This is a genomic window from Pantoea sp. DY-15, assembly GCF_019795935.1.
GTDB lineage: Bacteria > Pseudomonadota > Gammaproteobacteria > Enterobacterales > Enterobacteriaceae > Pantoea > Pantoea leporis.
Genome location: NZ_JAIMIF010000007.1, coordinates 97,827 through 111,113, shown reverse-complemented (window position 1 = coordinate 111,113; position 13,287 = coordinate 97,827). Strand labels below are relative to the sequence as shown.

12 protein-coding genes and 4 pseudogenes are annotated in these 13,287 nt (G+C 44.7%); 13 read left to right on the top strand and 3 right to left on the bottom strand.

Features of this window, described 5'->3' with window-relative positions:
* Window positions 1-289 precede the first annotated feature (289 nt).
* The 3 genes and pseudogenes from K5Y32_RS22075 to K5Y32_RS22065 form a co-directional block, all read right to left on the bottom strand.
* Window positions 290-1,296, bottom strand: a pseudogene (locus K5Y32_RS22075) (site-specific integrase).
* Between the two features lie 82 nt (window positions 1,297-1,378).
* Complete coding sequence (locus K5Y32_RS22070) at window positions 1,379-3,055, bottom strand: DUF4041 domain-containing protein (RefSeq protein ID WP_222185827.1); 1,677 nt, start codon at window positions 3,053-3,055, stop codon at window positions 1,379-1,381.
* Window positions 3,056-3,075: 20 nt separating this feature from the next.
* Window positions 3,076-3,673 (bottom strand): annotated as a pseudogene (locus tag K5Y32_RS22065) (phage repressor protein CI).
* Between the two features lie 91 nt (window positions 3,674-3,764).
* Between K5Y32_RS22065 and K5Y32_RS24950 the strand changes: the two are divergent.
* The 13 genes and pseudogenes from K5Y32_RS24950 to K5Y32_RS22010 all read left to right on the top strand — a co-directional run bounded on the left by K5Y32_RS24950 (window position 3,765) and on the right by K5Y32_RS22010 (window position 13,036).
* Window positions 3,765-3,986: pseudogene (locus K5Y32_RS24950) on the top strand (regulator).
* Window positions 3,987-4,018: 32 nt separating this feature from the next.
* Window positions 4,019-4,384 (top strand): annotated as a pseudogene (locus K5Y32_RS22060) (phage regulatory CII family protein); the annotation flags it as partial.
* Window positions 4,385-4,450: 66 nt separating this feature from the next.
* The gene (locus K5Y32_RS24945; protein ID WP_255602803.1) at window positions 4,451-4,669 is read left to right on the top strand and encodes a transposase; all 219 of its coding nucleotides are present in this window, start codon (window positions 4,451-4,453) and stop codon (window positions 4,667-4,669) included.
* Window positions 4,670-4,796: 127 nt separating this feature from the next.
* Complete coding sequence (locus K5Y32_RS22055; RefSeq protein ID WP_222185826.1) at window positions 4,797-4,997, top strand: IS3 family transposase; 201 nt, start codon at window positions 4,797-4,799, stop codon at window positions 4,995-4,997.
* A 74-nt stretch (window positions 4,998-5,071) separates the two neighbouring features.
* Window positions 5,072-5,392 carry a DDE-type integrase/transposase/recombinase gene (locus K5Y32_RS25090; RefSeq protein WP_222185825.1) on the top strand — a complete coding sequence of 107 codons (321 nt, stop codon included), beginning with the start codon at window positions 5,072-5,074 and terminating at the stop codon, window positions 5,390-5,392.
* A 291-nt stretch (window positions 5,393-5,683) separates the two neighbouring features.
* Window positions 5,684-6,358: a P-loop NTPase fold protein gene (locus K5Y32_RS22045; protein ID WP_222185824.1), complete on the top strand. Its 675-nt coding sequence runs from the start codon at window positions 5,684-5,686 to the stop codon at window positions 6,356-6,358.
* Window positions 6,359-7,113: 755 nt separating this feature from the next.
* A complete protein-coding gene (locus tag K5Y32_RS22040) occupies window positions 7,114-7,533 on the top strand; it encodes a hypothetical protein (protein WP_222185823.1) in 420 nt (139 codons plus the stop codon).
* The gene (locus K5Y32_RS22035) at window positions 7,518-8,255 is read left to right on the top strand and encodes a hypothetical protein (RefSeq protein WP_222185822.1); all 738 of its coding nucleotides are present in this window, start codon (window positions 7,518-7,520) and stop codon (window positions 8,253-8,255) included. Before K5Y32_RS22040 ends, K5Y32_RS22035 begins: the two co-directional genes overlap by 16 nt.
* A 283-nt stretch (window positions 8,256-8,538) precedes the next feature.
* A complete protein-coding gene (locus K5Y32_RS22030) occupies window positions 8,539-8,994 on the top strand; it encodes a hypothetical protein (RefSeq protein WP_255602787.1) in 456 nt (151 codons plus the stop codon).
* A 219-nt stretch (window positions 8,995-9,213) separates the two neighbouring features.
* Entirely contained in the window at window positions 9,214-9,441 is a 228-nt protein-coding gene (locus tag K5Y32_RS24940) for a hypothetical protein (protein ID WP_255602786.1), read from the top strand.
* A gap of 49 nt (window positions 9,442-9,490) precedes the next feature.
* Window positions 9,491-10,378 carry a hypothetical protein gene (locus K5Y32_RS22020; protein ID WP_222185821.1) on the top strand — a complete coding sequence of 296 codons (888 nt, stop codon included), beginning with the start codon at window positions 9,491-9,493 and terminating at the stop codon, window positions 10,376-10,378.
* Window positions 10,375-10,779 carry a hypothetical protein gene (locus K5Y32_RS22015; protein WP_222185820.1) on the top strand — a complete coding sequence of 135 codons (405 nt, stop codon included), beginning with the start codon at window positions 10,375-10,377 and terminating at the stop codon, window positions 10,777-10,779. Before K5Y32_RS22020 ends, K5Y32_RS22015 begins: the two co-directional genes overlap by 4 nt.
* A 1,855-nt stretch (window positions 10,780-12,634) precedes the next feature.
* Entirely contained in the window at window positions 12,635-13,036 is a 402-nt protein-coding gene (locus K5Y32_RS22010) for a hypothetical protein (RefSeq protein ID WP_222185819.1), read from the top strand.
* Window positions 13,037-13,287 lie beyond the last annotated feature (251 nt).

Here is a 13,287-nt window from a genome sequence, read left to right as displayed (position 1 = left end):
TTGTGCTCCAGTTATTATAAAAATTATGATCTGGCGCAGATCGATAGTGAGGCTGTACATAGGTTCCATTATTGCGAAAATACCCATTAACATGTACATTGCTTCCTTTTGAAAAGGTGCAAAAGGATAAAATGGCTGTCAACATTAAGATTAAGAAATTAATAGTCTTTATTTTATACATATTTATTATTAATACCAATAAAGAAAATACTCAAGATGAGATGCTTAATGTTGTCTGATGCTATCATTTTCTTTTACTGGAATCACAAGAATTTTATTACTCTTATCCCTATGTCATCATGACGAGTGGATTGAGATGTAATGCATTTTCAAGGTGTTCTTGAGCAAAGTGCATATAGCGCATGGGCAGTTTGATATCGTGGTGACCAAGGATGCGCTGCGCTGCAGAGTAGGAATATTGCCTCCCGACATTATCAAGTACGCTGCGAACGTATAGCGCAGAACGTGGCTTTATTGCCCACGTGGGAGCACTATCGAGGTTTTCTCTATCACCGACATAAACTGGAAGTAGCAGTCCGTATAGAACCTGAAACTGTCCAGGGTAATGATTTCCTCGTACAACTCTTTACTGATTGGAATGCTACGGTCCTTTTTGCATTTGGTCCTGACGAAGCTGATTCGGTGCTTTGTGACCCGGGAGCGGTTGAGGTTCACCGCTTCGCGCAAACGTGTTCCAATACTCAAGCAGATTTTGACATCCAAATTGAGAAGGGTGCTTTGGCGATTGCAGTCGTAGAGTAATTCAGTTATTTGCTGATACGTCAGCCAGGCAATTTCCTTTTCTGTAATGGTGTATTTGCGCATGTTATCCGTAGGTTAGACGCAGCCCGTTCTCACAGACGTGCCAGCTTGCTAAAGACTCAGCTCAGATTGCTTTGCTCAAGAATGATGGTACCGGGCTTGCCCCTTTTGTCCACTTCTCGCTAAAGTATATTTCACCTGTCAGGCGTTTATCATGGTAATGCGCGAACAATTTCGAGCTGAGATCAGTAGCACTAGAGTTTCTGAGTGCATCGACCATTAGTACCAGCTTGTCGTAAAAATGCTCATCAGCGGTTAGGGATTTGCCGTGCAATTTGGACCAGATTACAGCCACGTCTTTCAGAGTCCGACAGTCTACCGATGCACTTATCCAGGGCTTAGCCTCTGCCTCAACGGTCATGTGACGCTCGAGGCCCAGCGCTTCGGCTTTGGTAGCGAACCGTTACGCACACTGCGCCCGGCGGGGTAACTTTCGCAAATCCATTTTCTAGTGACGAGTTTACGTACTGCCATAAAAAAGCCCTCATGTCTGAGGGCTAAATTTAACTGTGTTTATAAACATTTTTGAATGTATGATTACGTGAAATTACCTATGTCATGCAACTACGAGTTCTTCATTTGCAGCCTGCGCTGCTGTGCGCTCATTCTTAATTGCGATAGATTCTCTATATTCTTTTGCATCGGCAAACATCGTCCAATGCGCATCGATATTCATATTGGCTACACTTGATTTAATATCCTTAATGCAAACATTAAAGAATTCTTTCCGAGAATTGACCTTGTTAACCTGTTTTTCATTAAATACTTTATGCAAGTGATTCTCTAATGATGGTGCATCATCACTGTAGATCATTGCATGGACATCAAAAGCGAATGGAACACTGGCATCACCCAGTTCACGAACACGGTCTAGAGGTTCAAGGCGACGCGTCATACCAATTTTATAAACATCCTCACCGAACGAACCTATATTACTGATAACATAGACATGGCCTGAGCGTGTTTGCTGAGCCATCGAAATAGCACGCTGGTTTTTGGCCTCAGCCTCTTCGAATTTAATTTGTAATTCAGCCAGTTTCTGCTCGAGAGCGAGTTTTTGCTCTTCACCTGCAAGCGTTAACTCTTTAATAGCCTTGTCTATAGCCTGCTGAATTGTTCTCTCTTCTTTTTCGGCTTCTTTTATCGCTTTTTCGTATTCTCTACGTGCTTTTTCTTCTTCGCGCAACTGCTCTTTGATGCGCCTTTGTTCTTCTTTTTCTTCGAGCATAATTTCATTAACTGCAACGCCCCATTTAAGTTCATTGAGTCGAGCTTGTAAGTATATATCAGTGATCTTAGCAGACCTAAAAGCTGAACCGTTATAATTGACAAGTTGAAATGCGTCTTTAATTTCTTGGGAAAGTATACCGTAATTGTTATGCTTGATTTTAGAAAGCGTACTATCAACTTTTCCGTTGAACGCATCTAATACAAATTTTATTGCAGTATTACGTCTATTAGGTTCGACATAATCACAACTTGCAGCTTTGCTCGTTTTAATAAGAGATTTTGTTAACTCTCTGGCTTTCTGGAGTTCTCTGCCTGCGTCAGTAAATTCATAATTCTCTGCAAGTTCATCTAGAACGCTTCGGTTTGGAACAATCCATTCATCCCCGTATCCTTGAATTTTATTTTTCATTGACTTAGCTACAGCTTGGTAGGTTTCTGCAAATTCTTTCGCTTCATATGCTGAACCGGCGATTTCTTTTGCCCTGCTCTCAGCATCAGCGACTATTTTCATTGCATTATCATTAGCATTGGAGATTAGCTCATTGGTCCTGATGTTGGCGTTATCCAATCGTTCCCTAGCTTTTAAACGAGCATCGCGAGCATCTTTAGTTATTATAACTGCTTCGTTGTTGGCATTACTTATCGTTAGACGAGCTTGGCTATTTGCTTCAAAAATTATGTTCGATGCTTTAAGTTGTGCTTCATTCACTGTGGTTTTAGCAATCGAGCCTGCTGTTTTTATCGTCTTTTCTGCCTCCAGAACCGCACTATGCAGTTCTTCATATTGCCACAAGGGAGCTGCTCTTCCCTCCAGCTCTGAGTGCTCTCGTATAGCGTTTGCTAAATGTTCTTGGCTTTCACTCAATTCATTCGAAAGAGCTATCTTATGATGATGGAGCGCCTCGATCTCGATCTTATGTTGTCTGCTCTTCTTGAGCATAATGACAGCAAGGATGGGGGCGAGTATGGCCAACAGCAAAACTACAACAATAAACAAATCCATTTCTAAATCCTTTTACCAAATCAGTGTGAAAATATTGTGCTTATTATACAATCAATAACTTCTATATCTGAAAAAAGCACACTCAAAATTACTATCTGCAGTAGAAACTTCAATCATGCCTTTCGGCAGCCTTGTAATCAGTCTAACGGTACAGGCCCCATCAATATTGATCAAACACTGCCCATATAACGCTTCTGTGAATTTTTGATCACAGATGTATGTGGTACGGCCATAACGAATAACCATCGGAGATGAAAGATTGGTGGGAAGAAATGTTGCGTCAAATACGCAAGAACCATCTTCAACCAATTTGCCTGCAGTGAAAGAAAACCGCGCCAGCTTTTAAGTAGTTGATGTTTTCGAGCTTTGCTTAAGACCCTGCCCGGTGGTTAACCACTTGAGAGATACACCAGTTTCGAGGGCGCATTGGATTATCCAGTCAACAGGGAACGTTTCCCGCATATACCTGTTAGCCAATGTGCTTTTTGATACATCTAGGTGATTCCCTAATGCCTGTCGTGTTGTAAAACAACACGCCTCTACTAATCTTTCAATCGGAGCTTTGCCACCCAGGTTGGGATTTATTTTGATCTCACTTGGGTGCTTCGATGTTGGCATTTCATGCGATCCCAGTATCACCTCTTTTACCATTTGGGGACTTGTCACGATTATAAACGGCTTACCACAAGCCAATGAGAAATGTTGCATCATGACCCCAAATATTTCAATCACTCTGAACACATTGCACGTCATAATTGAACGCTAAAGCAAGTTAACTGGGCTCCCTGTTGACACCATAAACGACATGCTTGCAGGTGGTCGGTAGCCTCGTTACCTCCTTCGTAAAAATAAGAAGCGTGTAAAGATAATGATTAACATCGTTGCTTTGTACGTAGAACCACTATCAGGTTGCAACGTGACTGTTAACTAGTTCCATTTTGAGGCCCCACGGAACAACTAACTATGTTTGACTTTCGCATATCAAAACATCCCCATTTCAATGAAGCCTATCGGACCTTCGCGTAGCGCCACAACATGGCGAAGCTGGCAGAATTTGCAGGTATGAACGTTCAAACCCTGCACAATTAGCTCAACTTGGAGCAACCGTACCAGCTCAAAGTGCCATACATATGGTGGCTGACCGATCTAACCGAAGACTCAACGCTGATTGATAGTTCTCTGTTGCAGGTCCATTGCCTGCCATGTGTACCAACTAATGTAGTCGCACGGGAGAAAATGCCCCATTACGTCCTGAAAGCCACCGCCAAGGTCAGCCGTGTCGCTGCAAGTGCGGTTGCAGGTGTTCAACTTAACGCGACCACCCGCCGGTGTAGTGGTCTAATAGATGCGGACACGTTCAAAGGTTATAAGTTCACTAATCAGAGAGATGACCTTATGAGTGGAAGAACGTCTACACCCGAGGTTAAGCGTGAATGTGCTGAACTCGTGCTTGATCATGGTTACACCACACAACAAACCTGTAAGACCATTTATGTCGGCCCCACTGCCATCCACCACTGGGTCAGGCAACTGCTGGCAGAGCCCGGTTTGACAATCTCTCCTTCAGCGACACCGCTCACGCTAGATCAACAGCAGATACGCCAACTTGAATAACGAATTCTTCGACTTGAACGGGATAAAGACATATTAACAAAAGCTACGGCTTTGCTGATATCGGACTCCACAAAATCCTGACATTCATCACTGCATTAAGCGGGCCATACTGCATAAAGAACTCTGCGTGGTGCTGGGAGTCCAACAGCTGCAAAAAGAGAACGCTGAGCGCGATGCTTTGCGTCGCATTACAACAGAACTTCACCAGATGAGCCGATGCTCTGCCGGAGCACGCAAGTTGTCATCAATGCTGAAGCAGGAAGGAAAGATCGTGGGGCGTTATAAAGCTATTAAGCTTATGAAGGAAGCAGCACTTATCAGCCGGTAGCCGCGCAGGCATAGTTATCGTGTATGTGAACAGGCATCGATGATGGCAGACAATGTCCTTGTCGGTGCTTCAATGTGACAAAACTTGACAAGGTCTGGTGTGGTGACATTACCTTTCTGAAAACGGAGAAGGGATGGTTTTACCTTGCCGTTGTGCTGGATTTGTATGCCCGTAACGTAGTTGGGTGGGCATTTTCTACGATTGCTGATAGTCAGCTGACGCAGGATGTCGTAATTATGGGCTGGAAAAGCCGTGGGCGGCCCTCGGATATCCTGCTCCACTCGGATCAGGGTACTCAGTACAGCAGTTACTCTTATCGGGCGACGTGCTCCAGATATCGAATGACCGCGAGTATGAGTCGGAAAGGTAACTGCTGGGATAACGCAGTGACGTGAAGGCTGTTCCGAAGCCTGAAAACAGAATGGATACCACGGAAATTGCACTGGAGTGCAGAAGAAGCGAAAAAAGACGTTTCATTCTATATGAGTTGTTATTACAACAGGATTCGATCACACAGATATATCAGTGGATATTTACAATACGCAGCGGCCACACCTGTCAGTAAAATACTAAACGCCCAATGAAGTTCATTGGGCGTTTTAAGGCTGATAAGTGTTAACCTATGGTAGGACTAGTCAACCATTACATAGAGGCGCTTCACCTAAAGTCGTAACGCCGGTGCGGCAATGGAGTTGCTGAAGTACGTGCAGCAGACCTCCGGCCACTTGGCGTCTCTGGCAGATCTGGCCGGAAACGTCGTGCCGGGATTTACGCTCACTGCAAAGGGCTTGGACGCGCTGGCGAAGCTTGACCTCAACGCGCGCGGCAAAACGGCCGCCGATCTGCGCGGCGATATAGAATCGCGGCTTGATGCACTCGGGCTGACGTTCATCGTCGTTATCAACGATCTTGACCGGCTGGAGCCCGCGCAGGCGGTGGAGACGCTGCGTTTGGTGCGATCGGTGACAGATTTTTCACGCTTTCGCTACGTCATGTGCTACGAAAGCGACGTCCTGGCCCACGCCGTTCAGCAGGGGCTGGGCGTGCAGGACGGCCATCAGTACCTGCTGAAAATCGTGCCGCTTTGGTTCAGCCTGCCTTGTCCGGAAGCCTTTACATCGAGGCGGCATTTTAATGAGGATGCTCTGCAAATCAATTGTGACGTCCACGGTACCGGACCGGACGCGAAAACCGCAGCCACTCTTACGCGGGCGGCCGATGTCTCCGGCGAGGCGCTGGCCGCGCCGCGTGAGGTATTCCAGGCCGCCAGCGCCGTTCGTTTCCGTTCCCCCAGCGTGGAGGACTACGTCTGGTTCCCGGACCAGTGCCTGCTGCAGTTGATACGCGTGACCAATCCGTAGCTTTACGATTGGGCTGATCACTTCCTGTCAGAGCGCGCCATCGAAAAAACGGGAGATGCCACGCTGGCTGATAAGGGAAAGCAAAATCTTTGACAGAAACTGAACCTCGCGCTAGCGCAATTCACTACTCAGGCTGCGCGCTCACCGTGGTCACTAGGACTCTGGCTGCCGGGAGTACTGGGAAGTATCGATGACAAGGCCGTAGCGTTCGGTCCGGTGAGCAAGCGCGACGAAGAGGAAGCAACGACCCGCCGCCGGCTGGCTAGTCCCGTTTATTGGAGCTATTACTTTGCATTCTCATCGCCAGGTAACATGCTGACTAAAGCGGAGAGTCAGGAAGTTATCAGGCATGCATCAGAAGATACGGAAGTCCTAAGGCGCCAGCTGCTTGACAGCGTAACGGGCAACGGCGTGTCGTCACGCACGTGGTTTGAACACATACTGAAGCCCACCGTTACGTAAGATACAGGAAAGGGCTACTGGAATTCCTGTTCTCCAATGCGGATAAGGTCTGCGGGTATTTCCGCGAGCGCAGCCCCGCTTTCTGGGGGCGAAAGCTAGAGAAGGGGGCGCCGTTTTCCCTACTGGCAGTAAGGAAAGTCTCAACCAAAGGTTGAATAATCTGTTTGCGGAAAAGTCATATATGACGTAGATTTAGTGAACAGTTGACGATGTCGTCAACCGACTTGATTGGTTCCACATGGGTGGAGCATTTGCCAAGCGACACATGGGTGTCCAGGCTAAGGTGGGATAGAATGTTACATAGCGAAGCTAGAGCAAAGAGCCAGCGTTCAATTCATACGATTCTCGACAACACGCGAGTGATCGATACTATTGAGCCGCGTTCACTGTTTCCTGACACTGTAGAAGTGCGCAGAATGCTTAGCCGTACCCACAAAGATTCTCAGCATTTCATCGTAACTTTGTTGAGTGATGTTAAACGCGCACAAGATACAGAAGTTGTTAAACCGCTTGCTGAGCTAGCAATACGCGGTGACAAGTTACGCTTTACGGTGAAGCCTAAAAAACAATATCCAAATCTGTGCTTGAATGATGAGATTCTTCACTTAATCGAGAAGTCTGTTGCTTCTTTCATGAAGGATACATTTTCTGCACAAATTTTCTTTAGTGAAGATAAGACCCAGGATAGCAAAAAGGAATGGCACCTTCTTTAATCAGCGGAAATTACGCTAAAGACTTATCTAAAGCCCCGTCTCTGTCAGGCGGGTTTTTTCATTCTAGAACTCATGATTTTATCATCCCAGATGATACGGTAATCTACCGTATTGTTGAAACCACTTACGATAAAGCCGATTACAAAAACATAGCCGTTGTCTATGAACTAGCCTTTCATTCACCTGAATTTATCGAAGAACAAATTGATGAATTCCGTGAAGATGAAGTAAGTGATGAAGATGTGGTCAAGGCCATCATTGAGCTTGGAATGGAAGACGAAGATAATAGCGTTATAGTAGCCCGCTTTGCTTACGATGACTTTGTTTTCCTAGACCAGAACCAACTGCAAGCATCTGGCAAACAGATTCGCGGTGCCTATGTTGACCCTGAGAAATCTGGTGCAGGTCTGGCCGGTCAGATCTATCGACAATTGGTTCAAATATATGGCCATCTTATTTGTGACAACACTCAAACCGAGTTCGGCGCGGCTTTATGGGCCGGGACTATACGAGATGTTGCTGGCAGAGTAGATATTTATGATTGTACTGCTCAGAAGTATGTAGAAGAACTTGATGATCTTGCCATTGGTGTTCGAGGTTTCATACCGTGGGACTTGAGTACTGCAATCCCCCACCTTCACCAATTTCAGTTATCAAGGTGGAAGAACTACCCCTTTGAAATTAAGAGCTGCCGCCACATAGTTCTAATCGTATCAAAATGAATAACCCGTTTAGGCGGGTTTTTTATTGGCAAAAATCATTTTATTGCCTGCTAGCTGGCCTTTACACCGCGACCGATCAGCATTACGCTAATAGGCACATAAGAAAATAACTTGTTTTCACATAATAATTATTTCGCTTAACAAGAAAACAACAATTGCTACGATCATTGTAATTGGTGGAACCAAAGGTGGCCCTAATAAATCCACGGTTGCCCAACAAGTGGCCGGTGGGTTGGAGCTGAAAAAGAAGTTCAAGTGCCATCTGACCGACATTGATGAATAGATGACAACTGCAGGTTGGGCTGAAGAGCGCCGTGAAAATGACGACCTAGCTCTAATCCCGTTTGAGTTCGTTGAAAATGACATCGTGAAGCACATCATCGCTGTCAGCCAGCGCTATGATTTTGTAGTAATCGACGCAGGTGGTTTCGACTTCGAAATCCAACGCCAGCTATGCAAATGGCCAACATCATTCTTATGCCATTCCGCCTTAAGCGTCGTGAAATTAAATCGTTTCGTAACCTTGGACAATGTGCGTAACACCAACCACGAGGTTCGGACTGTAGGTGTGATGAACCAATGCCCATCTCTCCCAAACCAGGCTCAGCGCACCATCAATGCAAAAGGCGTTCTTGAATCCTTTGGCATCGAGCCAGTGCCGGTGAATCTCTACACTCGCAATGTGTACGATGACGCGGAAGAATCTGGCCGCAATATCTTCGAAATGACCGGTGCTTAGCGCGATCAGACAGCCGAAGCTGAAATCATAGAGCTGGTTGATTACCTGCTTAGCATGGAGAGTAAATAATGGCGAAGGGTATGGGCGATTTGGCTAAGCGTGTAACGCTACCAAAAGCACCAGATTCAAAGCAGCAACGAACCATCAGCACCACTTCGTGCTCCTGTGAAGCCACAGGGGCGTCCTCCGCGTGGCAAAAGCAAGATTCAGTCTCGCACTATGTCGATGGAAGATGAGTATATCGAACTGAGCGATATGCTGACCGTAATACCACGGTTCGATAAGTTCAAACGTTCAGATGTTATCCGCGCTGCCATTATAAAGCTGTCAGAGAGCGAACCAACGGACATTGAGGCGGCTATCAAGTTGAACACCGAGTCTGTGACAGCAAGTGACGTTTCATTCCGCACCGAAGAGATTAAGCGTAAGTTGATGGGAAAGAGTTAATTACAACGGCAGTGAACTGCCGTTACTTTTTTATAAGGAAAGGTTGAAAATGTCTAAAACCTCAGTCAAACGAAAATTATCAGTTGCTCTAATAGTTGGTTGTGTTTTATTTGTTTTGGCATTCATATTCTTACCCAAGCAATTTCAAGAAGGATCTTTTTTGACTAGCATTTGTGCTGGTCTGGGGGCGCTTGTTGCCTCACTTTATGAGTCAAAATCAAACAAGAAAACTAAAGAAATTGAGAGGGATATAAATGACAATATCGACATCTTATACACATCTCGCAGAGTGAAGCCTAAACATCAAATTATTTTGATGAGAAAAGTAGAAAGACAGTTGGCAAAAATAATTCATGATGAATCCACTGGTAAGGAAGTCAATCAGAGCACCAAGAAATTGCTTTTAGATCTTCACCACAAACATCATGGCGAATCAATTGTATATTCTTCTAATGAGTTCATAAGCTACGTACAAGCTATGAATGCACGGGTCGATATTGAAAGAAAGATCAGTGAAGCTGAGTCGAAAATGGAAGCTGAGGTTACGGACGGGTTGAAGAATCACACAGTCACTCAGATGTTTTTAGTCAAAAAAAGAAAGGAGTTGTCTCTAGCCAAGAATATTTCTATTTTCACAATTATTCTGGTGGCAGGATTGGCCTACTTTCTTGCACCTAAAGAACAGCTTGTTTGCTTAGCTCCTGCCGCGTTTTATTTAATACTCTTGGTAAAAGAAAAGATTCTGACATATAGAGTTGAAATGGGTTATTTTGGGGCAAATAAATTTGAGGCAACACAGTTATTGCAATACATTGAAAAAAATAAAGATGATTTCGATCTAAACGGTGGTGGAGGCTCAAAACGAAAAGTGTTTAAGCCAATCGTTGAAGGGGAGGAAAAAATTCCATCTCCAAATCTTGGAGGTGTCTTTCAGTGAACAAAGAAACTTCAACTCGGTGGATTAATAAGGCTTTAAGCGTGCTCTTTTTCAATTACCCTGTTCGGAGCGCTGTTGGATTTATTTTTGGAACGCTTATTTGGTTGGGCTTTGGGGTATATCCGATCCTTTTTGAAGTTTTAAGGGCGCCAAACAACTATAATACCAGAACATTTTTTGCTCTCATGGGGTATTTGGTTATACATACTAAAACATTTATTGAGGCTGTCTCTGGTAATATCTTAAGCGAAAACATTAAGCAAACACTGCATCTGATAGATATAGCTGATGTGCCTGATGTTCAAAAAAGGATGATGTATGCAGCGGCTATTTCTAAACAAATCAAAATGCTTGATAAAAGTAGCTTAGAAGCCAATAAAAACGAAATTACTGAGGATTGATAGCCACCTGCTTCTGTATAAAATAATAAGACCTATATATAAAATATACGGAAGCAGGCTTCTTAAAGACCATTGACCAGCCTTCTTATCCACAACCCACCTACATTCGCAGCTTTCAAAAAGATTGGTAACTAGCTATCATACCCTCACTGATTACTAACCAGATACCTACTATAGCTGCTTTTTGTATCGATGCTTAGGCAACGATGACCAGTACGGATTCATAGAAGAATGGGATTCGGCCGTCATGGATAAGTGGGTCGCCAGAAACACCGGTTTTTCTCGCTGCAAAGGCTAAGCAGATCTGTTTAATGCAAAGTGGTTTGATTACCGTGACATGTACCCGTTGCGGGTAACGGCGGTGTTGACCGAAGAGTACAAACGCCAGTATGCCAACATCGTGCTTACGCATGGTCGCGAATACTTCCAAAGTGCACCGTTTTATAGCGGCTTAAAGCGAGTGCCGTTACAAGAGCAATCAGCAGCCAACGAGACATCTCTTTGGAAAGCACGTCAGTTTGCCGGTCATTACTGCGTCAACTACGGATACTTCATCAGGACCGTTTTATCTATCGCAGCATCACGTATTTAGGACAAATTGCCCCACCTACAACATCTCTGGCAACCGGAGCTTATTAAGATCTTCGAAAAAAGATTAAAGAAACGCACGCTAACCCGTCTGGATAGCTCTCTGTGGGGTTCTGGCTCTTCTGGGCTAATCGTGCAAGGGCTAATCCCCAGCTGTACATGACCGTAATCATTGTCACCTGCTGCGAGATCGAAAGTAACAATCCATGCATCACTTTTGGGAAGAACCAAGGCTTTTCCATTTACAAATACACCCTCAGAAAAAATATTCAAGGTATCAAGCCGGTCAATTTTCACGAAACCTATAGTATAAAATCTTCAATCAGCTGCACTTCCAGTCCAAAATTATCGAATGGCTTTAACTTGAGGCATTGGATCATAGCCGTATATTCATCAACTTCATCTGGCTCGTTAGTGGTAGTTTTGTCTTCAAAATCATGCCATTCCCAAGTGAAAAACATCTCCTCCAGCTCTTTTTCTTATCTTTTGGTATTTAATCAAACAATCAATTTTAGAGCAATTTAATAAGACTGGTAGAAGGACGAACATTTTTACTCAGATTTAAAAAAAGGGCGTTCAATGCACTTCAAGCGGACATCAGGGGAAGAATAGGGGCAAATTTAAGGTATTATTCGTTTTATGGTCCGTGAGGCCATCGGCGGTGTTCAACCAGCGATATACCTGAAATGAGCCTCAAACTTTACTCCACAACCCCCCTGTCAAAGTGAAATCGGGGCATAATATTCTTTCTGCTGTTTGCTTCAGACAGGTGTTATCGAATCATAAATTTTGCTAATCGCTATGTGAAGTAAATATACATCTGGACCTTAATTGAGCGTGGTACTTTCTTATATCCAGGAACATGTGTGAAGACGAATTAAAAAACAATCTGGCACCGAGCCGGAATTATCGCCGTACTGGTACCGGTCAGTATTTTATTTCCCATCATGCTGGTGATCATCTGTTGGTTCTTATGGATTATCATTGAGGATTTCAAAGCATCTATCGTCGTTTCGGTTCCTCCGCCAACAAGCTGGCGTGACGTCCGGGCAGAGAATAATGACGGGCTTAAAACGTTTTGTGCCGTGTGTGAGTCCGCTGCATAAGATCAGTTTCTTCAGGCGATAGTCATGGCTTATGTTCTCAAGCCTGACAGCGGAAAATTTCATTCGTCTGCCTTAACGCTTGAGATGCAGGTAAAGGTGTGGTCCTACCGGCTTGATTTCCTTGCCAATGGGCAGCAGGTCATTGAGATTGACGTTGTAGCATGGCACTCGTCCCGGAACAGAAGGAGCGTAATCGTATTCGCGATGCATTTTCTGTCGATGAAGGCTTCTTGGTGTTGCGCATTCCCGCGAAGACAGTGTTCATTACGCCCGATAAAGCCAATACGCATGTCAAAGCGGCGCTTGTCACGACACCGCGATACACCCGCCCCGTCCGGAAAAGGCCGCTGCGCCCAAAAAAATTTTATCAGCACCTTGGTGCAGTTGCGGACGGCGTGGCCGCACTTGACCGGTATGTGACGGTTGCCAGTGTCAAACAGAAAGCACTGTCAGAATTTAAGCTGGCTCTAAGCAACGAAAAGATGCTGCTTGAGGAGTTAGTGATGAATAAGGAAAGGCTCATGAACAACGAAAAATTTTCGACGATTTACGCGCGAAATTAGACGCTGAAGTTAATGGCGCGTAGAAACCCCGTCGTGAAGATATTTATCACTGGAAAGCGATAGTCAAACCGGCTTCACATGAGGATGCGTAAATCCATGCCCAGCTCGAAAGGGAATATCAGAATGATATGGACAAACGTAGCCACAGGCTTAAAAAGCTGGCAAAACGCTGAGCGAATGATACAGATTTTTCACACCGATTTCGTCTCAAGACTGTAGAGACTCATTATCCTTCTGTAAATGACATCTTT